Annotated in this window: 20 protein-coding genes and 2 pseudogenes; 17 read left to right on the forward strand and 5 right to left on the reverse strand. The window is 39.2% G+C overall.

The window, feature by feature from the left end:
* Positions 1-35 precede the first annotated feature (35 nt).
* On the forward strand, positions 36-1,046 hold the full coding sequence (locus RGF10_RS10950) for a DUF3231 family protein (protein ID WP_318509039.1): 1,011 nt from the start codon (positions 36-38) through the stop codon (positions 1,044-1,046).
* A 272-nt stretch (positions 1,047-1,318) separates the two neighbouring features.
* On the opposite strand, the gene RGF10_RS10955 is transcribed toward RGF10_RS10950, so the two are convergent.
* Together RGF10_RS10955 and RGF10_RS10960 are read right to left on the reverse strand one after the other, a co-directional pair.
* Complete coding sequence (locus RGF10_RS10955) at positions 1,319-1,690, reverse strand: hypothetical protein (RefSeq protein WP_318509040.1); 372 nt, start codon at positions 1,688-1,690, stop codon at positions 1,319-1,321.
* Between the two features lie 406 nt (positions 1,691-2,096).
* Positions 2,097-3,005: a LysR family transcriptional regulator gene (locus tag RGF10_RS10960; protein WP_412176724.1), complete on the reverse strand. Its 909-nt coding sequence runs from the start codon at positions 3,003-3,005 to the stop codon at positions 2,097-2,099.
* A 265-nt stretch (positions 3,006-3,270) separates the two neighbouring features.
* On the opposite strand from RGF10_RS10960, the gene RGF10_RS10965 reads away from it, so the two are divergent.
* Positions 3,271-3,510, forward strand: coding sequence for a hypothetical protein (locus RGF10_RS10965; protein ID WP_318509042.1), 240 nt, complete (start codon positions 3,271-3,273; stop codon positions 3,508-3,510).
* Positions 3,511-3,627: 117 nt separating this feature from the next.
* Here RGF10_RS10965 and RGF10_RS10970 read toward each other — a convergent pair whose 3' ends face one another.
* Positions 3,628-4,209, reverse strand: coding sequence for an LOG family protein (locus RGF10_RS10970; protein WP_318509420.1), 582 nt, complete (start codon positions 4,207-4,209; stop codon positions 3,628-3,630).
* A 714-nt stretch (positions 4,210-4,923) separates the two neighbouring features.
* Here RGF10_RS10970 and RGF10_RS10975 point away from each other — a divergent pair.
* Together RGF10_RS10975 and nspC are read left to right on the forward strand one after the other, a co-directional pair.
* Entirely contained in the window at positions 4,924-6,162 is a 1,239-nt protein-coding gene (locus RGF10_RS10975) for a saccharopine dehydrogenase family protein (protein WP_318509043.1), read from the forward strand.
* A 1-nt stretch (position 6,163) separates the two neighbouring features.
* Positions 6,164-7,287: pseudogene (gene nspC, locus RGF10_RS10980) on the forward strand (carboxynorspermidine decarboxylase).
* Positions 7,288-7,654: 367 nt separating this feature from the next.
* On the opposite strand, the gene RGF10_RS10985 reads toward nspC, so the two are convergent.
* Entirely contained in the window at positions 7,655-8,329 is a 675-nt protein-coding gene (locus RGF10_RS10985; RefSeq protein WP_412176700.1) for a uracil-DNA glycosylase, read from the reverse strand.
* 194 nt (positions 8,330-8,523) lie between these two features.
* Positions 8,524-8,868: a hypothetical protein gene (locus RGF10_RS10990; protein WP_318509044.1), complete on the reverse strand. Its 345-nt coding sequence runs from the start codon at positions 8,866-8,868 to the stop codon at positions 8,524-8,526.
* Positions 8,869-9,222: 354 nt separating this feature from the next.
* Between RGF10_RS10990 and RGF10_RS10995 the strand changes: the two genes are divergently transcribed.
* From RGF10_RS10995 to RGF10_RS11050, 13 genes and pseudogenes are all read left to right on the forward strand, one after another.
* Entirely contained in the window at positions 9,223-9,909 is a 687-nt protein-coding gene (locus RGF10_RS10995) for a DUF2238 domain-containing protein (protein ID WP_318509045.1), read from the forward strand.
* Between the two features lie 46 nt (positions 9,910-9,955).
* The gene (locus RGF10_RS23810) at positions 9,956-10,216 is read left to right on the forward strand and encodes a DUF6933 domain-containing protein (RefSeq protein ID WP_412176701.1); all 261 of its coding nucleotides are present in this window, start codon (positions 9,956-9,958) and stop codon (positions 10,214-10,216) included.
* A gap of 499 nt (positions 10,217-10,715) precedes the next feature.
* Complete coding sequence (locus RGF10_RS11000; protein ID WP_318509046.1) at positions 10,716-10,940, forward strand: hypothetical protein; 225 nt, start codon at positions 10,716-10,718, stop codon at positions 10,938-10,940.
* Positions 10,912-13,425, forward strand: coding sequence for a PD-(D/E)XK nuclease family protein (locus RGF10_RS11005; protein WP_318509047.1), 2,514 nt, complete (start codon positions 10,912-10,914; stop codon positions 13,423-13,425). Before RGF10_RS11000 ends, RGF10_RS11005 begins: the two co-directional genes overlap by 29 nt.
* Positions 13,422-14,168 carry a UvrD-helicase domain-containing protein gene (locus tag RGF10_RS11010; protein ID WP_318509048.1) on the forward strand — a complete coding sequence of 249 codons (747 nt, stop codon included), beginning with the start codon at positions 13,422-13,424 and terminating at the stop codon, positions 14,166-14,168. Before RGF10_RS11005 ends, RGF10_RS11010 begins: the two co-directional genes overlap by 4 nt.
* A gap of 88 nt (positions 14,169-14,256) precedes the next feature.
* On the forward strand, positions 14,257-14,781 hold the full coding sequence (locus RGF10_RS11015; protein ID WP_318509049.1) for a UvrD-helicase domain-containing protein: 525 nt from the start codon (positions 14,257-14,259) through the stop codon (positions 14,779-14,781).
* Positions 14,747-14,983, forward strand: coding sequence for a hypothetical protein (locus RGF10_RS11020; RefSeq protein ID WP_318509050.1), 237 nt, complete (start codon positions 14,747-14,749; stop codon positions 14,981-14,983). The genes RGF10_RS11015 and RGF10_RS11020 overlap by 35 nt, the downstream gene beginning before the upstream one ends.
* On the forward strand, positions 14,958-16,703 hold the full coding sequence (locus RGF10_RS11025; protein ID WP_318509051.1) for a 3'-5' exonuclease: 1,746 nt from the start codon (positions 14,958-14,960) through the stop codon (positions 16,701-16,703). Before RGF10_RS11020 ends, RGF10_RS11025 begins: the two co-directional genes overlap by 26 nt.
* A gap of 449 nt (positions 16,704-17,152) precedes the next feature.
* Positions 17,153-18,497: pseudogene (locus tag RGF10_RS11030) on the forward strand (2-hydroxycarboxylate transporter family protein).
* A 322-nt stretch (positions 18,498-18,819) separates the two neighbouring features.
* The gene (locus RGF10_RS11035; protein WP_318509052.1) at positions 18,820-20,610 is read left to right on the forward strand and encodes a DUF4153 domain-containing protein; all 1,791 of its coding nucleotides are present in this window, start codon (positions 18,820-18,822) and stop codon (positions 20,608-20,610) included.
* A gap of 218 nt (positions 20,611-20,828) precedes the next feature.
* Entirely contained in the window at positions 20,829-22,103 is a 1,275-nt protein-coding gene (locus RGF10_RS11040; protein WP_318509053.1) for an acetyl-CoA hydrolase/transferase family protein, read from the forward strand.
* 190 nt (positions 22,104-22,293) lie between these two features.
* Positions 22,294-23,205 (forward strand): LysR family transcriptional regulator, encoded by a 912-nt coding sequence (locus RGF10_RS11045; protein WP_318509054.1) that lies wholly within the window; start codon positions 22,294-22,296, stop codon positions 23,203-23,205.
* Between the two features lie 185 nt (positions 23,206-23,390).
* Positions 23,391-24,386, forward strand: coding sequence for an MsnO8 family LLM class oxidoreductase (locus RGF10_RS11050; RefSeq protein ID WP_318509055.1), 996 nt, complete (start codon positions 23,391-23,393; stop codon positions 24,384-24,386).
* Positions 24,387-24,390: the final 4 nt, after the last annotated feature.

Raw genomic sequence — 24,390 nt, forward strand, 5'->3', positions numbered from 1 at the left:
TTTAGATTCTATTATCTGTTTTTGGGGGTTTACTGGTGGAGGAGAATAATGATTATGTTCAACTAACAACGGGTGAAATTGCAAATCTATGGACCCAATACATGAATGATACAATAGCTGTTTGTTTTCTTAGTCATTCCATTAAAACGGTCCAAGATGAAAGTGTTAGAAACATACTTGAATACGCAAATGGGTTAGCAAAATTACACCTTAAAAAAATAAAATACTTTTTTGAGGAAGAAAACTTTCCCGTCCCTTTTGGTTTTAATGAAGATGATGTAAACCTTGATGCACCAGCATTGTTTACGGATACATTTATTTTAGTGTATATGTTAATTATGACCATTCACGGATTAACGGGCTATGCTGGAGCGGTCAGTATTTCCGTCAAACCTGAACAAAGGGCTTTCTTTATGGAATGTAATAAAGAAACAATGAACCTTCATGATAAAATTGTTAAACTCATGCAGAAAAAAGGTATTTATAGTCTACCGCCACGAATTAACCGTCCGAAACAGGTAGATTTTGTACATAATCAAAGCTATTTGGCAGGTTGGTTTTGTAAAAAAAGGCCGTTAAACGCGATTGAAATTAGTGGACTTAGCTACAATATGCAAAAAACAGTTGTAAAGGTCGTGTTAGAAATTGCCTTTGGCCAAGTTTGTCAGTCGAAAGAGCTACGGAAATATTTTCACAGGGGCAAGGAAATCTGTAAAAAGCAATTTGACCTGCTAAGTTCCATGCTGTCCAAAGATGATCTTTCATCACCACCTTCCTGGGTTTCTGAAATAACCGATTCCACGATTCCACCATTTTCGGATAAACTTATGCTATATCACACAGTCCTTTTAGTTTCAGCTGGAGTAGGGTACTTAGGAGCTGCTTTATCGGTCTCGCAACGGAGGGATCTGGCATTAAATTATACCTTTTTGATGGCAGATATTGGTCGTTATGCAGAGGACGGTGCAGAGCTCTTAATTAAAATGGGCTGGATGGAAAAGCCGCCGCTTGCTGACGACCGTGATGAACTGATGAAGCATGAGTAGTAGAGGTTGATTGGTTATGGACAACAAAATTGAACATCTAAATAGTTGGCTCTGTTAAAGCTTATTGTTGATTTTTTCACTATGTTGATTGGAGCGGAAATCAACAGGCAAATTTAACGGAGCGAAATAGTTAAAATGGTCTCATGAAGGTTTATGAGACCATAACAAAAAGAATGAGTTTACATAATTAATTTATGGTGTAGTCACAAACGCTATTATGCTACAAATAAAAAAGGAGCAGAGTCATGTACACTCTCGCTCCGTTAAGCTGTTTATTTTGAGAAGGTTGGACCAACCAATGATTTTGGCTTGATTCCGAGTAGTAGTAGACAAATGTTCGTAAAGCTAGCATGTTCGTACGTTGAAAGAATTTGTTTTAATGCAGGGAAATTTTCACTCTGTTTTAAAGTTTGCAATTCTCTTTTATAAAGGCGCAGTACAGAGTCATGAACAGAAATTGGAGTAAATTCAGTAGCTGGAATATCTAACAACAATGCCCCCATATATTGAAATTTAAAATTAAGTGCACGTGTAAGATAGACCATGTCGACCATTTTTTTGTAGAGATTTGGATATTCCTTTTCTAAACTTTTCAAAGCCTCGCTGACTTCTTCTAACTCATTGATACAACAAAAAGTAACCAAGAATTTTTCCCCTAATTTTTTTCCCCTAGTTTTTATCAAATAGAATCTGAACTATTTGATTTTATTTCTCTTTTCTAAATATTATAAATTGTACAAACAAGTCTACGACTTAAATCACTTCTTGTAAAATGGTTTTATTTTATGGTTACTATAGCTTTTGTCTATAGAAGCGAATTCTTTCATGTTTAAAAATCGTTCTGATAAATGGGCATGTTGATTTCCACTCCAGGTGCTCGCTTTCCGCGGGGAGTCCGGGAGCCTCCTCGGCGCTATGGCGCCTGTGGGGTCTCCCGTGACACCTTCTCCCGCAGGAGTCGAGCACCTTCCGCTCCAATCAACATTGTGCAAAAAATCAATATTGAATTTTTATACAGCAAAAAATAAAACGGTTCACTGTTTGAACCGTTTAGCTTAAAGTACGATTGTTCTGTTTTGTGCCATTTAGCCGGTTTATTGTGAAGTGAAGCCATTGTTTGGCCGCGTAGGAAATGTATTGATTTTTTGCCCAAATGATTGCTACGCTCCAACGAATTGTTGGATTTTCAACGCGAATGTACCGTACATTGGCTCCTAGTTTGGTACAAATACTTTGTGGCAATAACGAGACACCAAATTTGTTTGCCACCATTCCTTCTATAAATAGAAGGTGAGCACTCTCTGAAATAATGTGGGGCTGGAAACCAACCAAGTTACAAGCTTGAATAATCCGATCATTCAAAACAAAATCTTTATTAAACAAAATAAATGATTCATTCTCCAATTGGGCTAAATCGACGACCTCTTTGTCAGAGAGGGGATGGGAAGGATGAAGAATCAGCATTAAATCTTCTTCCATAAAAGCGTAATGATCAAATAATTCATTTTGAGTGGGCAAAACAATGACGCCAACATCTAAGAGATTATTTTCGATATCTTCTTCAATTTTTTTTGATCCAGATTCTTCAAATTGAAATGTAATCCCTGGATATTCTTCATGAAACATCCCCGTTATTTTTAGAAAATCCTCTGCATTAAAAATAGGTGGTAATCCGATGCGAATATGACCTGTTTTTAGACCAGTAAGATTGTCAATGTTCAATTCTAAATTATGAAAGGCTTGATCAACCAATTTTGCCTCTTCAAAAATGACCTTACCTACATCGGTTAAAACAAGTTGTTTTCGTGAGCGATCGAACAAAGTCACACCAAGCTCAGTCTCAAGATTTTTAATCATCTTGCTAATGGTTGGCTGTGTAATAAATAACCGATCAGCAGCACGAGTAAAACTATTCACCTTTGCAACCTCAATAAAATACTGCAACTGCTTAATATCCACCATCCAACACCTTACTTCTTATTAAAATACTCCTGTAATCTTAATTTTACCAAAATTCAGGAAGGAAAGGGGTGGTTCTCCTGCTTTCAGAAACATTTTTTAACAAAGGATCTACTAATTTTATTGTTGATTTCCGCATTTTAAATGAATGCAGAGGAGGGATCGATTTGTAGCTGTGACTTTTGATGTATGGAATTCATTTGTCATTATGCTATCTTTAAATACAAAGCAATAACGAATTTTGAAAAGACTGGGAGGATGCAATATGAGTTGTGGATGTTCTGTACTTGAGGATGGTCAGGCAATTGTGGATCACGTAAAAAGTAAAGGCAAAGAAAATTGGGAGCCTGCGGTAGCACATGAAATTACATGTGAGTGTGGGGAAACCTTTGTTTTAAAAACGGTTGTGATGAATTGTCCAAAATGTGAAATGACGTATGGAGTGCAGCCTTGCAGTTCAATGGATATTCATAATGTAAAGGCAGCCGGCATTCGCTATGCTTAACAAATCTTAATTACATATTGTTTTGGCTCTTGACATTATTGTAAGTGCCTCAATAAAACATAATTTAGCATCGTTATTTCTCTTCAAAAAATAACGATGCTAAATTTTTTTAAATACTCAAGTCCGATCTTCCGTTAAATATGGTTTTACATTGATCGGTTTAAAGTGAGTAAACTTATGCAACAGTGCACTTGGTTCTGTATCCACAAGGGCCATTGAACGAAATTTTTCATCCATAAACTGTTCTTCGGTCATATGATTAAATAAAGCAATAAGTGGATCATAATAATGATTGATATTTAATATCCCTAACGGTTTTTGGTGAAGCCCCAATTGCCCCCACGTAAAAATCTCAAAAAATTCCTCCATCGTACCAGGTCCTCCTGGTAGAGCAATAAAGCCTTCAGCTAAATCCGACATCATTGCTTTTCGTTCATGCATCGAATCTACAATAATTAATTCAGTTAAGTGGGGATGGGACCTTTCTTTTGAATCTAAAAATTTTGGCATGACTCCAATCGCTTTTCCACCAGCTTTCAATACAGAATTGGCGACAGCGCCCATAATGCCTAAACTTGATCCGCCATAAACAAGTGTAATACCTCGTTTTGCCAGTTCTTTTCCCAACATTTTAGCACCATCTATGTAAACTTCAGACCCTCCGTTTCTGGATCCGCAAAAAACGGCTAGACTTTTCATCATTTGTCCCCCCTAATAATTGGCATTGTCTATAAATATTCTATACACATTTTCATACATTATCTATAAAATAGTGGAGATACTGTTTAATACAACTCCAATCAATCGCAAGTCAAAGTTTCCGACAAAGTTTTTCAATTTTTTTGTTGCTATTTATATTATATGCTGATAATATAAAAGAGCATGAATTGGAAAGCTAATATTCAATATATCTGGATCTTTCCAAGCAGATAATTTTGACCACTTCCTAAGGGGAGTCAAGGCCATACGGACAGCCGGGTCAAATGCCGATTGGCAACTTTAGTTGCCTTATTGATTGAGTTAAAAGCTCAAATTTTATAAGTTGGTTACTTTACAACCAGTGCATTTTGCACACAACTTGTGAAACGGTCAATAAGAGTGGTAAAAGTAATTATTTGCTATATAGACTCTGATCCTAAAGAAGATATATTTTGAATATTAAAGTGCATTCTGCCATAATGCCTTCTGACGTTTATGGTGGACGAATACATATGGCTTTTTGTCATGGATATGCATTTTTTAATATGATGATTATATCTAAAGCAAGTGTTGTGCGCGATAATGCGTTTTGCACTTGCTTTTTTTGTTGAAAAAAAACATTAGAGGGGTCAAATCAATCTCTATTTCCTACAGACATAATGTTTGGGGACTCCTCAGTGCATCGAAAAATCTAATTGGTTAGGAGATAGGATAATGGGAAAAGCACTTATTATTGGAGCTGGCGGAGTAGCTTCCGTTGCCATCCACAAATGTGTTCAGAACAGCGAGGTTTTCGAAGAGATTTGTATCGCAAGTCGTACAAAATCAAAATGTGATGATTTAAAAGCGAAGCTAGATGGTGGAAAAACAAAAATTACAACTGCACAGGTTGATGCGGATAATGTCGATGAGCTAATTGCTTTAATTAACGAAGTAAAGCCTGATATCGTTATGAACCTTGCCTTACCTTATCAAGATTTAACGATTATGGACGCATGTCTAGCAACAAAAACACATTATATGGACACTGCAAACTATGAGCCAGAAGATACGGCTAAATTTGAATACAGCTGGCAATGGGCTTACCAAGAGCGCTTCAAAGAAGCTGGAATTACTGCCCTACTAGGTAGCGGCTTTGATCCTGGTGTAACAGGAGTATTCTCAGCTTATGCTCTAAAGCACTATTTTGATGAAATTGAATCAATCGATATTTTGGATTGTAATGGCGGCGACCATGGCTATCCTTTCGCTACTAACTTTAACCCAGAAATCAACATTCGTGAGGTTTCTGCTAACGGAAGATATTGGGAAAATGGCGAGTGGATTGAAACAAAACCGATGGAAATCAAGCGCGTTTATAACTTCGATGAAGTTGGCGAAAAGGATATGTACCTTCTTTATCACGAAGAGCTTGAATCTCTTGCAAAAAACATTCCTGGACTTAAGCGTATTCGTTTCTTCATGACATTTGGTCAAAGCTACCTTACACACTTAAAATGTCTTGAAAATGTTGGTATGACTTCTATCGAGCCAATTGAGTTTGAAGGAAAACAAATCATTCCGCTTCAATTCTTAAAAGCTGTATTACCAGATCCAGCATCTCTTGGACCACGTACAGTTGGTAAAACGAATATCGGATGTATTTTTAAAGGTAAAAAAGACGGCGTAGATAAAACATACTATGTATACAATGTTTGTGACCATCAAGAATGCTTTAAAGAAGTTGGTTCACAAGCCATCTCTTATACAACAGGTGTACCTGCAATGATCGGTGCAATGATGGTCATGAATGGAACTTGGAATAAGCCAGGCGTATACAACATCGAAGAATTTGATCCAGATCCATTCATGGATGCATTGAACAAGTGGGGACTACCATGGAAAGAAGACTTTAACCCAGTACTTGTCGATGATGAACCTATTAAAGTTAAGAAGCCGGAGCTAACTCGATAAAATGCGTTTTGAAGAGTTACCGACTCCTTGTTATGTCGTCGATGAAGGTCTTCTGGAAAAAAATCTTAAAATCCTGAACGGAGTCATGGAACGTACAGGTTGTAAGATTGTTTTAGCACAAAAAGCTTTTTCAATGTATTCAATGTATCCGCTGATTGCTAAGTATTTAAGTGGTGTTACAGCAAGTGGTTTATTCGAGGCACGTTTAGGCTATGAGGAAATGGGAAAAGAGAATCATGTCTTTTCCCGGCTTATCGTGAGGATGAAATCGATGAGATCATCTCGATTTGCGACCATATTATCTTTAACTCTTTTTCACAGGTAGAAAAATTTAAAGATAAAGCACTTAAGGCTGGCAGAAGCATTGGTTTACGGATTAATCCTGAGTGCTCGACTCAGATTGGGCATGATATCTATAACCCGTGTGCGACGGGTTCTCGCTTCGGTGTTACACTTGCCAATTTCCGTCCTGATTTACTGGATGGACTTGATGGACTTCATTTCCATACACTTTGTCAGCAAAACTCAGATGATTTAGAAACCACTTTAAATGCGGTGGAAGAAAAATTCGGTGAGTATTTACCGCAAATGAAATGGATTAACTTTGGCGGCGGTCACCATATCACAAGAGAAGATTATGATATCGCACGTCTAGAAAAGTGTATTAAGAGAATGCAAGATAAATATGGTTTAGAAGTATATCTCGAGCCAGGTGAAGCCGTTGCCCTTAACGCTGGCTATCTTGTAACATCTGTCCTTGATACACTTCATAATGGAATGGATATTGCAATTCTTGATACATCTGCATCTTGTCATATGCCAGATGTATTGGAAATGCCTTATCGTCCACCATTATTTGGTTCAGGAGAAGTAGGGGAGAAGCCTTATACCTTCAGACTTGGCGGCCAAACTTGTCTTGCTGGGGATGTCATTGGTGATTATTCCTTCGACCAACCATTAAAGAGTGGAGATCGCTTAGTATTTGGCGATATGGCAATCTACACAATGGTAAAGAATACTACGTTCAACGGTATGGCACTTCCAGCGATTGCTGTTCAAGATAAAGACGGCGAATGTCGCGTTGTTCGCGAATTCGGTTACCAAGATTTTAAAATGAGATTATAATAGAAAAAGAACCAGATTCGAAAATATGAATCTGGTTCTTTTTGTTTGCTTTTTTAGTTCAAAAATCAAAATTTTATTGAAAAAATAGGTATTGTTAAAAGAATAGGACTGCTTTTTTTAAAAATTGATTAAAATAGTCTCGTTATATGCACGAGTTTTTGTTCATATGCACGTTAAATTGTGGATATGATATAAGCGTAAAAATATATGATCCAACTTTTTAGATATATGATCCAACTTTTAAATTTTATGCACGCTAAGATGTGGATTTGCACGCGAAAATGGACATATGCACGTTTTGGACCACGTCAACCATCTTCGTAATCTTCCTCTTGCCATCGCACAACAGTCTCGTCCATTCGCAAAATTACAACTCCTTAATCTGCCAATCAATCTCCGCACTTCCAATTTCACGTAAAAAAGCATTCGCTCGTGAAAATGGCTTGCTGCCGAAGAAACCTTTGTTTGCAGAAAGTGGACTAGGGTGAGGCGATTGAATAATCAAATGTCTGGAATTCGTAATCATCTGTTCCTTTTGCTGAGCAAACCGCCCCCAAAGGATAAACACAACCGGAGTCTCCCTATTGTTCAGGACTTCGATAACCTTGTTTGTGAACTTTTCCCAGCCTAACGCTTTATGGGAATTTGGCATTCCGGAACGGACGGTTAATACAGCATTTAGTAATAACACTCCTTGCTTCGACCATTGCACTAAATATCCGTTATTTGGAAGACTACATCCGATGTCGGCTTGAAGCTCCTTATAAATGTTTTGCAGCGATGGGGGAGTCTTAACACCTGGTTTCACGGAAAAGCTTAATCCATGTGCTTGTCCGGGACCATGATATGGATCTTGGCCAATAATTACGACTTTCGTGTCTTGATAAGAAGTAAAATCGAGCGCATTGTATAGATCACTTTGATCGGGGAATATATCGTGTGTGTTGTACTCTTCTATTAAAGCTTGTTCCAAATGTTGATAATAAGGTTTTTCGAATTCTCCTTCAAGGAGTGGAACCCAATCATTTCTCAAATTATTCATTATGTACACTCTCTTTTCGTTAGTTGCGATACTCTATCCATTATAAGAACGATGTTGATTTCTTTCAATTAGGAAAAACTAAGCCCCATTCGCACAAAATAAAAAAGCACTCCTCGACATCGAGAAGTGCCTATATCTGTAGTATGCGGCCGCATATTAGAGGTTAATAGGAAGTTTTGTTTTATCTAGCTGGGTTAAAAAGCCATATGTTCATGAATTCCTCCTTTCTTGATTATATTTCTATCATAATCACCTGGACCGATGAATTGCTTTGCCTGAGGAGAGCAAACTCTAACTTTTCTCTTCACTTCCTCCATTTGTATTCGAATTAAGCTAGCCACACGGCGACCCTGCTTGGGGACTAATCCCCCTTGTATCGATTGTCTTCGGGCTTCGCTTTTCACTTTCTCGGTCGTTCTAAAACTCGTCATTACCTTGACCCGTGGCGGGACTTTCCGGATAAGCTCCTGAGCTTCTTTTCCTTCTGAACTGTTGGTTTCACTAGGAACCTTTCGTTGTAGCAGCATAAATAGTTTCATACTATCACTACCTTTCCGAAAAGAGATAGGGTGCTTTCCCTGTAGGTTAATAATTCCATGCCCACAGCAAAAAACCTTTCAAACTATGCATCTTTTTACTCGTCAATTTCTTATCATAATAGATATGAAGGGAGAAAATCTGAGATATCATTAATCGAAAGAAAAGGGATTTCTGGATAATTTGTTGGAAAAAGGATGAAGGCGCTGAGAAAATCCAATATTTTGAATTTATGTATTCTGTATTTTCCACAAGTTAGACAGTTTTTTCATGGTTTTTGGGAAGGAGATAATCTTTTAATATAGAAGAATTAAGAATATAAAACCAATGAATTTATGAATAGGAAGATGATCACAATGGAATTACATCGTCAGAAGAAATTCGATTGGAAAAGAATTATCGGAGCTTTCTTATTTATCTCGTTAATCGGATCGATTGTGTTCATTATTATTAAAATGATCTTGGCACCATCTGAGGCAGCAGAAACCGTCAATGTGAAAGTGAAACGCGATTATGTGCTAATGCTACTGCAATGCGTGTTAGGGATATTGGTAATGATGATTCCATCCATTGTCGAGAAACGGAAATCGATTGATATTCCTGATACAATGGAAATTATCTATTTTATCTTTTTATACTGTGCCATCTATTTAGGAGAAGTACAGGACTTTTATTATTTAATTCCCTATTGGGATAGTATTTTGCACACCTTTAGTGGAGCGGTTTTGGGGGTTCTCGGCATCATTTTAGTGCGATTTTTAAATGAACATGAACGTGTCGCTATTGATTTGAACCCATTATTTATTTCTATTTTCGCATTTTGCTTTTCCGTAGCGGCCGGTACGATCTGGGAGATTTATGAGTTTTTTGCTGATGGAATTTTGTCATTAAATATGCAGAAATTTATTTTAGTTGATGGCACCCAGCTCGTTGGAAGGGAAGCCTTGTCTGATACGATGTCCGACCTTATATTAGATACGATAAGTGCTTTAATCATTTCAAGCATTGCTTATCCAATTTTAAAGAAACAAAAGAAAAACTGAGGAAAGGAAAGCAAGCTAAATTTTTTACATAAGGGGTATCAAAACCATGATCATACATTGTACAAAGAAATTATTAGACCAACTGCAAGTAAAACCTGTATCAGATGTAGAAAATGAGGACATCTACTCCTGGCACGCCAACCTTCTAATGATAAATCGTAAAAAAATAGTGGTCCTCGTCAACAATCAAAATCGCTACACCATCAAAATTTGCCCATTGCAATACGCAATGGGTTTTAGCTTGTCGGCTGAAAGGGGCTCAGAATATCACTATTCCGAGCCCCTTTTTAGATTGTTTTACTCTTAGATAGAAAGATCAACTCAACTCATCTTTATGCTATTTGTGGGACTCGCCAAGTCCAGGTTAGACTTAGCTAATAAAAGCTAGGTTATTAATCGGACATAGAGTTCCTTATTTTGTTCAAATAACCTTTCTGCTAGGCATAAGCGGACATGGGATACCCTATTCAAATAAAAAACAATGAATCTTACCACATAATGAACTAATAACGTATCTGATGTCCGTTTATCACATCTAACCAACAATTTTTGTAAAAATAACGGAATGTATGTCCGTTACCACAAGTGATTTTGAAATGGTATCCAATTTTTCATAACATTACCTAAAAATAGGAAGGGTTGTCTGTTAAAATTGTGTATGATGAGGATTATAGATATTCATATTTTGATAAGGTGTTTCAAATATGAAGTCACGTAGCATGGTATAACGTGAAGCAAGCTCAATCCGCAAGTGAATATTCATCTGTTTGGGACGGGGATGATCCCGTGAAAAAGGAGGAACTGTTTTGAACGTATTTCTTGGCTATTATCTGGATTCAGACACGTATCCTGATGCACTTGGAGAGAAAGATGCATCGGTGGGTAACGTTGTAACGGGTTTTCATGGCTTAATCGGAATGATCGAAACACAGTTAGGTCTCACTTCACCAAAAATCTCAGAAAACCTGCGAATTGCTCAGTGGCAGGCGCTTCTTCGCCACCATGATACCTGGAAGTATGCCTTACTCTAAATCACTTGCAACCGACTCTTGGAATACGGCAAGAGAAATGCTGCGCCGTCGCGATGAGTTAGTTTTAGCTGGTTGGGATGCTAATGTTCATACAGGCGGAAGCATGTGGATTGATACACTTGCGCAATTAGAGCAAGCAAATACGAATAAAATAAACGGATTTTCAGATCGCGTTCGAGCAGTTTTAGCAGAATTACGTGATCGAGAACAGCTACAGATTAACTCGATTACAATCGTTGATGAAGAGGAATCGCTTTGGGAACCATGGGCTATTCAACTACTAAATGAATTAAAACGCATTGGCGTACAAATAACACGAGGTACTGCGCCAATAAAAAAAGACAATCAGCCGACAACGGACTTAGCGCTTCTACAATCCATTTTGTCTGGGGAAACCTCCTCGGGGAAGGCGAGCGGAGATGGGAGCTTGCTATTAATTCGTTCAGAGCAGGAATGGGATGCCGCTGATTTTCTGATAAGCTGGCTTCAGGAAAACGGTGGAGATGAGACAGTTTTAATAAAAAACGATGGTTCATTATTGCTACATGAGCTTCTACACCGGCGGGGTGCACCAGCTCCTGGTGTCAATGTTACGTCAAAATGGCGTGCAGTTCTGCAGGTATTGCCATTAACAATTGATACATACTGGCGTCCGATAAGAGTGGAACGAATGCTGGAGCTACTGACTATTCCGACTTCACCTGTTCCAGGACGCATTCGCAATCGGTTAGCCAAAGCACTTGCTGCAAATCCAGGGATTGGTGGTCCGGAATGGATTCAAGCGATCGATGAAGGAATGGCTGCATATGAGCAGGCATGGATTGAAGATAAGATCGATGAACAGGAAATGAAACGGAAGCGGAAAAACATCGAAGCTCAGCTTGAATTATGGGTTAATCACGATTATTACGACGCGAATGAAGGTATTCCTTATGAAAAATTGGTTCATATCTGTCAAAAGGTTGGGCAGTGGGCAGCAACTAGATTTGCGATGAACAATGACTTGATGTATGCACAAGCCTTGCAGCATACCCAAGAAGTTGTCGAGGGTGTTAAAACACTTGGCGTAACAAACGTAACACGCCTTCAGGTGGCAAGGATCCTTGAATCGGTATTAGGTGATGGTACCGTGTTGACTGACTACCATCAAGAGGCCGCAAAATGGAAGGTGGTCAATGAACCAGGTCAGATTTGGGGAAATGCTGACACCATTCTCTGGTGGGGATTTAATAAAAATATGTCAGGACCTACTATCAAAACTTGGACAAGTAAAGAACGGACATGGTTAAAGGAGCAGGGTGTCCATCTTCCGAATGAAGATATCCGTCGCCTGCGGGAAGCTTCTTCATGGCAGCGTGCAGCACGACTAGCCAATTCAAGACTCATCATGTTTGCGCCGATGAAGGCAAAGGGTGCAGAAATCCCAATTCACCCTTTTTGGGATGAAATTCGCTATGCCGTGGCAAAGGATGAGGCTATCGTCAATAAAATAACGATTGATGCTCAAGCATTGCGAAAACAGTCGAGTCATCCACTGTTTGGCAATCATGTTGAACGTTTGGCATTGAGTAAACGTAACCTGCCTGAGCCAATCCGAACATGGAAGGTGTCCGAAAATATTGTCTTGCCTCGTGTTGAGGAGTCAGCAACCAGCTTTGAAGGGTTAATTGGCTGTCCGCTAAAATGGACATTCAAGTATGCTGCAAACATCAAACCAGGAAGTATTCTCTCTTTGCCAAACGAGTCCCTCATGCTAGGGAATCTTGGACATATTGTGTTAGAATCCTTAATTAACGAAAAACCACTCTGGAACGGGGAAGAAGTGGTCATCCGTGTAGGAGAATTGTTTGATGAATTAACACCGATGCTAGCGGCTCCATTAATGGAACCACAAAATGGAATTCTTCGTAATCAAACGCGAACAAAATTGCAGACATCATTGCGGCAATTCTTTAAGGTGCTAAATCAGGCCGGAATAGCGATCAAGCATACTGAACATGAATTGCAGAAAACATGGAGTGACGGTGTGGTATTTAAAGGTCGGCTAGATCTTGTAGGTGAAACGCAAACAGGCAAAAAGATCCTTTTTGATGCGAAATGGTCAAGAAGACAAAGCAATTATAAAAAGCGACTGGAAAATTTGTCGGTCCAATTGACGCTGTACCATTGGCTGTTAGCTGAGCACGAAGATGAAGAATTACCAATTGCTTATTTTATGTTACGTAGCGGAGATTTTTTCAGTCTGCCACATGATGATTTTCCGACAGACTATCATGTAGCGGGTCCATCGTTACGAGAGTCACATGCAGTGGTGCGAAATTCAGTAGAGGAAGTTTGGGCACAACTTAGAAAAGGAACCGTTATTGCTTCAGGTGTACCGGTTACGATGGAAAATAGCGAGGATCCGTTTGTACCAACAATCGATCCACCTTGTGCGTTTTGTGAATATCAGAATCTTTGTGGTGTTAGGAGGCTGCCTGTATGAGTGGAAAATTAACGATGCTAAGTGCAGGGGCGGGTGCTGGTAAAACCACCCGCTTATCAGCGGAAATTTTAAAATCGATTCAAAACGGTGTGCCTCCTGAAAATATCGTGGCCACTACCTTTACAACAAAAGCGGCAGATGAACTGATTGAACGTGTACGACTCCAACTTCTTGAAGCAGGGGAGGCAACTTCGGCAGCCCGTATCCTTGATGGCTATGTCGGGACGATGAATAGTGTGTTTGGCCGACTCCTGCGTGAATTCGCGTTGGAATTGGGGCTATCCCCTGTACAGAAGGTCCTTGCAGAAACAGAAGCTACCGCGTTATTCCATACGATTGCAGCGGAAGTGAATGATAAATATTTTCGAGATTACCGTCAAGTATTCTATCGATTAGGTAAGGATGAACCAAATAGTGATAATGATTGGCGTAAAGATGTCCTTGCGATATTAAAAATTGCCCGTGAAAACGACATGAACCCGGAAGATGTTAAAGCCTGTGCTGATTATTCTTGGGGAATCATGTCAGCCTGGCTGCCAGAAACTCTTTCACAACCAAATCAATTAGACGAGAGGCTGAAAAGCGCATTAATAAATGCAAAATCAGAACTGCCTGGCGGTGATATGACGATAGCTACAGGAAAAGTCGTGGATGCTATTGTAGAAGCGTTAAGAGAATGGGAGCGGAACGGGTCGATTCCTTGGCAGCAGTGGGCCAAGCTTAGTAAGCTAAAACCCAGGTAAAAAGAGTGCTGACGCAGTCTCTCCCATTCATGGCGCAGCAGCTGTTCATGACCGTCATCCCGGGCTACACCAAGACTTGAAGGATGCAATGTATGCTTTGTTTCATTGTGCGGCAGAAGCAATGGAAACCTATCAGCTTGAAAAAAGCAAACGTGGCTTGATCGATTTTACCGACCAAGAATCTTTAGCCCTTCATTTACTGAAGGATGAGCAAAATGTAGAAGCCTTAAAAGACCGAATCTCCGATGTGTTCGTCGATGAATTCCAGGACTCAAGCCCACTACAAATCGCCTTAAATATGCAGCTTCGAGAGTTAGCCCAACGAGCAACATGGGTCGGAGATGTCAAGCAGGCTATCTATGGTTTTAGAGGGACTGACCCTGAGCTGATGCAAACAGCGATGACGAGCATCCCAGATTTGGATGTGGAAGTATTGGCTGCATCGTACCGTTCACGTCAATCCCTTGTTGAATTCGTCAATGATCTATTTGTACCAGTTTTTGAAGCTCGAGGCATGGCAAGAGACCGAGTTTCCTTAGATCCAAAACGTAAAGACTTACCTGGAGCAAGCCCCAGCATTGGAAACGTGGTCCTACTTAAATTCGAAAAATAAAGATACGGATGCAGCCCATATTGCATTAGGTGTTCAAAAAGTTCTCAGCCAAAAAGACCAATATATTATCGTTGATAAAATAACCCGTGGGCCTCGCTCACTAAGAGCAGGGGATATCGCAATATTGTGCCGAGCCAATGATGAATGTGTGGGTGTGGCAGAAGCACTTTCCAAGCTTGGGATTCCGGCTGACGGTAGGTGAAAGTGGACTGCTCGCAACACCTGAAGTCGTCTTTGCGGTCGCAGCAATGCGTTATTTAGTTGACCCAAAAGATACCTTGGCTCTTGTTGAATTGTTCCATTTTTCTTCCGATACTTGGGGTGAAGGGCGCTGGTTAACGGAGTGGCTTAATCCTGAAAAACGGGGAGAAATGCTAATTTCTGAACCTTTTATTCAGGATTTGGATGAGGCGCGGTCGAAAATTGCTCAGATGAGTCCTTCGGAAGTTTTAGACTTAGCCCTTGTAACGGCAAGAGTCGATGAAGTCTCATTAAAATGGGGCATGGAGGATCAGCGCTTAGCAAATCTGGACTCTCTTCGAAAAATTGCAGCTACGTATGAGGATACAGCTGCCACGAATGGGACAGCTGCTACCATAGGTGGATTTCTTTTATTCCTAAACGAAGTAGAAAAGGACAAGGACTTGAATCTCGTCGCTGAATCAACGGATGAGAACGCAGTCAGAGTGCTCACCTACCACAAGGCCAAAGGATTGGAATGGCCATTTGTCATTTTAAATTCATTAGGGAAATCATCCAAAAGAAATAAGCCACCCGTATTTGATCGGGTTACAGCTGTCAGTACAAAAGGGTTTAATGTTCAAGATCCGCTTAACGGAAGAAAACTCTACTATTGGCCGTGGCCATATGGGGGTCAAAGTAGTAATGTGGCTCTGGATGCTTTCGTTGAAAATGCGCCTGAACTAGTGCAAAGACAACAGCAGCTTATCGATGAAAATCAGCGGTTGATGTATGTTGGGATGACTCGGGCCAGGGATTATCTTGTTTTCACGGCCCGGGATTTTTCAAAAGTGGGTTGGATTGATGAATTGACAAATGCTGAGGGTCATCAGGTGCTAACACTCGGGGTTGCCAATGAAAATCAAGATGATCTTTCACCAGATAATCGGGATGGAAAAATCATCGTAAAAGGCAAGTCATTCCCATGTAAGGCAAGAGTGTTATCAATTGACGAGAGTTCCGAACCTGATATTGAACACGATGAAACAGAAGAGCTTATTTATGTCGGGCAAACAGTAGAGGGGCTCCCGTTTGTCCCAGCTCGATTTAGTCCAAGTGGACAAAAGATAGTTGTTAAACATGAAGATGAAACAAGACCTTCACCATCGACTGAAGTGGCAAATGATGCTTCAAAAATCCACCGAATCGGCAGTCGTTTACCGCTCTCAGGGAATCCGGACATGGCCGTGCTTGGTGAAATGGTCCATGCTTTCTTAGCGGCTGATGATCAAACTAAGACAAGGGATGTTCGTTTGGCAATGGCTCAGTCCATTCGAGATCGTTTCGGAATAAGTGCTCTATCAGGTGAGTCCATGCTCGAAGCTTCTGATCGATTGGAGCAGTTTATCACACAGCACTATTCAGAATTAATTTCTCAATACTTCGAGTATCCAATCCATTTGCGAAAAGGACTGCAGAAGGCTTCTGGCTGGATCGATTTACTCCTGCAAACATCTCAAGGGTGGGTAATTGTTGACCATAAATCGTTCCCTGGTAAAGAAGCGGACTGGTTATCACGTGGAACAAGCTACCTTCCGCAGCTTCAAACTTATGCAGAAGCCGTCTTCAAAGCAACAGGTATCCCAGTAATCGAAGCATGGATTCATATGCCCGTTGTTGGCGCAATGATTCATTTTACGAAGGAAGAATTGGATAGTAATGTCTCTTCCAGCAATACTTGAGGTAGCGGACATCTATTCTCTTATATTCATTAAAATGATTGTTTTGCTGGGCTAAGTGGACAACAGATACTCTATTTGATAAATATTCGCCACGATTCAATGATTTTTATATAAATAGGGTATCCTGTGTCCGCTTAAGTCTAGCAAATAGTTATTTTTATCAAAATAAGGACCGCTATGTCCGTTCAATAACCTAGCTACTATTTGCTAGACTAATCTGGACTTGTCTGGTTTAAAAATATCCTAAAAATCCAGTGTTGTTGACAACATAAAGCAAGCGATTCTTTCTTGCTTTTTGCCCTATTTTATGTCCGACCATAGTTAAAGTAGGCAGCCAAACGGTTGCTTGCTTTTTTTAATTACAAAAACACTTACAAAACTTACAGAAACTATTCATGTTTCAGGAAAACCACTAACATTAGCTACAAGTAGATTGGAGGTTATGAAACATGGAAACAGCCAAGCAGTTGGAAACGCTTCCGTTCATGAATGAAAAAGAAAAAAAATCTGGATTTTTAACTAAATTTAAGCAATTGAAGGTAGGGGTCATCCCGTTACCTCTTTATCTTGTAATAGCAGCGATTGTCTATGGTGCATCAGTCTATAACCAGCTTCCACCGGACATGATTGGTGGATTTGCGGTCATCATGGTAATGGGAATGTTACTAGGAGACCTTGGCATGAAGATTCCGATTTTAAAAGATATAGGGGGCCCGGCTATCCTTGCGCTTTTAGTCCCTTCTGTTTTAGTATTTTTTAACTTGTTAAATCCTGCTTCAATGGAAGCTGTTACGACGTTAATGAAAACATCAAATTTTCTTTATCTATATATTTCGTGTTTAGTAGCAGGAAGTATTCTTGGGATGAATCGAACCGTCTTAATTCAAGGATTTACAAGAATGTTCGTCCCGCTTATCCTTGGAACGATTGCTTCGGTTGTAGCAGGAGTATTGGTAGGCTCGCTGTTTGGATATGACATGAAGCATACTTTCTTTTATATCGTCGTTCCAATCATTGGAGGGGGAGTTGGTGAAGGAATTCTTCCGTTATCATTGACTTATTCTCAAATTTTAGGACAATCTGCAGAATCCTTTGTATCGCAAATGATTCCTGCAGCGGTGATTGGAAATATTGTCGCAATCATTTGCGCTGGTGTCTTGATGAAACTAGGCGAAAGAAAGCCGGAGCTTACCTGGGAATGGTGTTTTAGTTAAAACAAAAGGTGGAGACGGGATTAAGGAAGACACGAACATCAACAAGAATGTAGATTTCTCGTTAATGGGAGCAGGCTTACTAATTGCCTGTAGCTTTTTCATTTTCGGTGGACTTGCCCATGAGCTTCTTGGAATTCCTGGTCCAGTCCTAATGATCATTGCAGCTACTTTGGTCAAAAGTTTGAAAATCATGCCAGCCAAAATGGAACAGGGTGCCTTTCACATGTACAAATTCATTTCATCAAGTCTAACATGGCCGCTCATGGTTGGTTTAGGGATTCTCTACATTCCGCTTGAAGATGTAGTGAAAATCGTGACGCCTAGTTATATTGTGGTTTGTACTGCGGTTGTAGTAGCGATGGTAGGTACAGGTTACATTGTCGGAAAATTCATGAATATGCATCCCGTTGATGCAGCAATTGTTACTGGATGCCACAGTGGATTAGGCGGTACAGGCGACGTTGCCATATTATCAGCTTCGAATCGGATGTCCTTAATGCCGTTCGCCCAAGTGGCGACCAGACTTGGTGGAGCTTCGACCGTCATCCTGGCAACACTATTAATGAAATTATTAAGTTAATAGGGAGTTTCTTCGTAAAGGGAACTAAACTCTGTGAATGAACATTTATCGCTGTGGGGAAGAGAATTTTCTTCCCCTTTATCCAGAAACACTGAAATCCAATAATTCGACCAGCCTGTTTAGTCAACTCTCCCAAATACCTATCTTGTTCTGAATTTACTTCACAAATCCTGAATAAAATGGGCTATTACTCTAACTTCCTAATTTGTTTTGATTTTTAAATAAATACCGTAGATGTATAATGAAGATAGAAGGAATCGAAGTACATTTCGTCATCCTTTTCTAAGAATTGTCCCTAGTTGGACTGGGAGGATTGAAGAAGATGAAATGGATTAAAAAGCTTAAAAGTAGGCTAACAGGATTGACCGAAGCCGTTGGCAGGTTCCCGTTAACAACTCTTTTTCTGCTGGGAGCAGCAATCGTTAATGCTTATGATATTAGCAATGGCAAGTACATTATTTCAAAGCTTCTGTTAACATTTGTAGTTGGTGCGTTATTGAGTGCTGTGCTGCAGATGGTTTATGAGAGGTACTATTCAAAGCTTTCAATTCGTTTTGTCATAATGGGTTTGGTTGGCTTACTTACAGGTGGCTATTATCTGATTATAAGGCAAGCTCCTAAATTAAGCATGGAAATCGAAATCAGAACTGCCGTTGCCCTATTTGCTTTGCTCATTGCCTTTATATGGGTTCCAGTTATAAAAAGCAAAATTAGCTTTAATAAAAGCTTTATGATTGCCTTCAAATCCTTATTTAATTCCTTGTTCTTCTCTGGTATCATATTTGCCGGCGTCAGTATTATCCTACAGGCTATTTACCTATTGATTTTTCCAATTGATCAAGACGCTTTTCCGCAGACGGCAAATATTGTATTTATCTTATTTGCACCACTTTATTTTCTTTCCCTTATTCCTGTCTATTTAGGTCCTAAAGACGAAGCAAAGATGGAAGAAACGAAGAGTCCTCGCCAAGAAACAATCGAAAAGGCGGCGGGCTATCCTAAGTTTTTAGAAATTCTAATCTCATATATTATCATTCCGCTAATCGCTGTATTTACCATCATCCTAGTGATTTATATTATTAAAAATATTGGTGGGGAATTTTGGACCGATAACTTATTAGAACCAATGCTGGTAGCGTATGCAATCACCGTTATATTGGTCTATATTTTAGCTAGTGAGATTGAAAACAAGTTTACGGCTTATTTCCGAAAGATATTTCCAAAGGTATTGGTACCCATTGTAATCTTCCAGATCGCCTCATCCATATTAAGCCTGGCTGATACAGGTGTGACACATACCCGCTATTATGTCATATTGTTCGGTATTTTTGCAGCAATCGCAGGAATTCTACTTAGCTTTATACCTGTACGAAAAAACGGACTTATTGCAGCCATATTAATAGTTTTTGCGATTGTTTCCGTTGTGCCACCTGTAGATGCGTTTACGATAAGCCGAAATAATCAAATTAATATGTTAAAAAATGTTCTAAAAGAAAATAATATGCTCGAGAATAATCAAATCAAGCCTAATGGAAATATCTCAGATAAAGATAAGAAGCTTGTAACGAATAGCATTTATTACTTAACGAATATGGATTATACTAAGGAAATTAAATGGTTGCCGAAGGATTTTGAGGTTTACCAAGATTTTTATGATACGTTTGGCTTTTATGAGTATCAAGAGCCAGTGCAATCCAATCAACCAGTTTACCTTAATCTTGAACAGTATGCTCCGATTCGTATTAAAGGCTATGATACCTTTGTTCAAATGGAGCTTTATATGACTGAAAAGGATAGGCAAGAGAAGATTTGTGATTTTGAAAAGGATGGAAGAACATACACGCTAAAACGAGAATTTACGAAGGATCAAATTGTGCTTAAATTGATCGGAGAAAATAATAAAGAGTTGATTACTTTTAAAACACAAGAAATTTATGATAAGTTTTACGATTATAACTCTAACATTAAGGGCATGTTATCAGCTGATGAAGCCACCTTTACAAAGGAAAATGATCGTGCAAAACTAGTGATTGTGACTCAATATGTTAATATTGAAAAAGCAAATGCCGAAGCAAACAACGCCGGAATATATGTTTTCGTTGAGATCAAATAAGAAATTCTGAAAAATTTTCTGTAAGCAGCCAATGTGTTGCTTACTTTTTTTATTGGCTGTGATAAAGCTCATTGTTGTTTGTGCTACAAGTTGATTGGATCGAAGCACCTGGAGCGGAAATCAACAGGTCCATGTTAAAATATCATTGCAAAGTTAATCGGAAATAAGTCATAATAAATTAACCTTCCTGATAAAAAGAGATGATAAGGAGTAAACATATGAACGAACACAAAGAAAAAGATATCCAAGAAATACTTTCACTCATCCCATCTGATTGTGATCTCATTATTCCCCTTGGTAATGGAGAACCTGATCTCATTTTGTCCGCGATTGATGAGAATCCACAACGGTTTTCTTCCTTACACATACATCAAATGCTTGAATTAAAAGATCGAAACTACATGCATGGGCTACACCCACATATCCGTTATACTTCCTATTTTTTGAATGGTTTTGCTCGAAAAGCGTTCCTGAACGGAACGTGTGAATTAATTCCAAATCATTTTCATCAAATGCCTAAACTATTAGAAAAGACAACCAAGAACCCTATCGTAGTATGTCAAGCAACCCCAATCGATCAGGATGGGTACTTTTCTCTAGGAACTGAAGCTGATTATGCATCAAGCTTTATCGGAAAAGCACCATTTATCCTCCAAGTAAATGAAAATATGCCGAAAACGAAGGGGGATAACAATATTCACCTTTCGCAAATTCTGGGCTATGTTCGTTATGATGCTCCGTTGGTTGAACTCAAACCTGCCGTTATTTCAGATACCGATCGCAAAATTGCTGAACTGGTTGCCGAACGGATTGATCATGGGTCAACCCTCCAAGTTGGGATTGGTGGAATTCCAGATGCTGTTGTTAGTCTATTAAAGGGACATCATGACATCGGTATTCATACTGAAATGCTAACAGATGGTATTGGTGAACTATTCAAAGCAGGCGTCATTACAGGAGCAAAGAAACGAACCCATATTGGAAAAGTCATTGCAACCTTCGCCTTTGGATCTAAAAAGTTATACGATTTTATGGACCAAAATGAGCATATTGAAATGCTTTCCGTTGGTTACGTAAACGATCCACGAAATATCGCCAAAGAAGATAATATGATTTCAATCAATGCTACAACGGAAATTGATTTTTATGGTCAATGTGCTTCAGAAACCGTTGCAGGAAAATATTATAGCTCGACAGGTGGGCAAGTGGATTTTGGCACAGGAGTTCAATTTGCTCAAAATGGAAAAGGTTTTATTTGTATGCACTCCACCGCAAAAGATGGAACACTTTCAAGAATTAAACCAATGTTAACACCAGGTTCCATCGTAACCACATCCAAAAATGATGTCGATTATGTAGTCACAGAACATGGAATTACTCAGCTTAAAGGAAAGAGTCTCTCGGAAAGAACAAAGTCGTTAATTAATCTGGCACACCCGCAGTTTCGCGAAGAGCTGATGTTTGAAGCAAAAAAGATGGGATTGATTATATGATAGTTGACAGGTAGGAATTGTTGGTATTAGAATAGAAAATAATAAATATGTAACGTAAAGAAATCTTCGTTAGAGTCAAAAATCTAGATAAAATGTTTGTTTCAGGCTGATTGGACATCCAAAGGCTCCTGGACGCAATAGATGCGTTCAGGAGTCTTTTGTTTTTACTTGGAAGAAAGGGGGAGTAGAAATGAATATCGATAATCTTGAAGCGTTCATTTATGTTGTGCATTTAAACAGTATCCATAAAGCTGCCGACGCATTATTTTTGTCTCAACCAACGGTTACTGCTCGAATAAAAACACTGGAGCGTGAACTTGAGTCAGAATTATTTGAACGACAGGGTAGGAGCTTAGTCCTAAATGAAAAAGGGAAGGAGTTTTTCCCTTTTGCGGAGCAAATCATTACCACGCTTGAATCAGGGAAAAAGCAGTTAAAGAAGGCTTCGATTCATGAAGAAATAACGATTGGGGCAAATATTGTTACTTCTCAATACTTTATTCCTTATGCACTTCCACAATGGAAAAAAGCACATCCACATTTGCGATATAAAGTGATTTCTGCCTCGAATGATGCATTAGTAGAAAAATTACTACAAAAACAAATTGACTTTGCTTTTATTAAGGAAGTTGACCACAATAGTTTAATCAAACAAGAGGTACTTGATAATTCAGTGCAATTAGTCATTTTTCCAGGTCATCACTTTGAAGGGAGAACAGAAATAACCCCACAGGAATTAGCAAAGGAACCATTAGTGTTTTTTGAATGTGGTGCCTTTGATTGGAATCGGGTTCACAAAATTTTTGAGGTAAGTAAAATAGAACCCCGGATCGAATTTCAGGTCGATCACTTGGAAGTGGCAAAATCACTCATTCTCAGTGGCAATGGTATCGGATTTTTGCCCCGCTTATGTATAAAAAAGGAGGTAGAACAGGGCAAATTGATTGAGGTAGATGTTTCTGATTTAATCCAGTTAAAGCAATCAATCTATTTAACGCAAACTAACACGAACTCGGAACAATTTTTGTTTTGGGATGATGTTCGACAAGCAGTTGAAGAATTTGAAAAGCACAAAAATTCTGTTGCAGTTCAAATAGATTAATATTCTTTATTTATGAAAAAAATCTTTCTATCAGTGAAAGTATTGATAATCGAAATGTTTAAGTATAGGATAAGTCTCAACCAAAGAAAACACAGTAAATATACCTGATAAATTGGAATAAAAGCTAAAGGGGGAAAAATAAATCTGATTATCGACAAAGCTGGGATAAAAAAGGAGGAAGTGAATTGAGTTATGTGCTAGGGATTTTAGATCAGAGTCCAATTTTTCCAGAGACAACAGCCTCAGAGGCATTACATCAAACTGTTAAGCTAGCAAAATATGCGGAGGAATGGGGCTATTCGCGTTTCTGGGTTTCAGAACATCATCATACGGATCAGTTAGCTGGAGCATCACCTGAAGTACTTGTGTCTTACTTGCTCGCACAAACGAAATCGATTCGCATTGGTTCAGGCGGGGTTCTGCTCCAGCATTACAGTCCGTTTAAGGTGGCAGAAAACTTCAATGTTTTGTCTAATCTTGCTCCTGGACGAGTGGATTTAGGCATTGGGAAAGCACCAGGTGGTCTGCCTTTGTCAACAAAAGCCCTTCAATACGGTACTGTAAACGATGGCAAAGACTTTGAAAATCGTTTTTCTTTTTTAAAGCAATTAATTGAAAATTCAGTAGATGATTCTCACCCGCTCTATGGGATTCAAGCTACACCGTTACCACAAGAAACGCCCCAAACCTTCCTTTTGGGCGCTAGTTCATCAAGTGCAAATCTCGCCGCTATTCATCAGACATCATATGTTTACGGTCTCTTTTTTAATAGTGACCTTGACGAGCTTGAGGCTTCTGCGAGAGAGTTTCATCGTATTTTTCCTGAAGGACGTTTTATCGTCGGTCTTGCCGTTGTGGCTGCACCTACACAACAAGAAGCGGAACATCTTGCCAGTGATTATACCAAAATCGTTAAAGTTCATTTACAAAGCGGTCGGACCGTAAAGGTATTAACACGTGATCAAGCGGAATTATTTGGTGATCAATCGGGAGAACAGTATGAAATTGAGGAACAGGCTGCCCATATAGTGGCTGGAACTCCTGATTTAATAAAAGAAGTCTTAGAAGATTTACACAAAAAATACGATGTGGATGAATTTATTTTGCATACACCGGTTCAAAAGCAAGAAGAAAGATTTCGTTCTTTTAAATTATTGAGTCCCATTAAGGTTCCTGTATAAAAAT

It is taken from the genome of Bacillus sp. T3 (assembly GCF_033449965.1).
GTDB lineage: Bacteria > Bacillota > Bacilli > Bacillales > Cytobacillaceae > Bacillus_BU.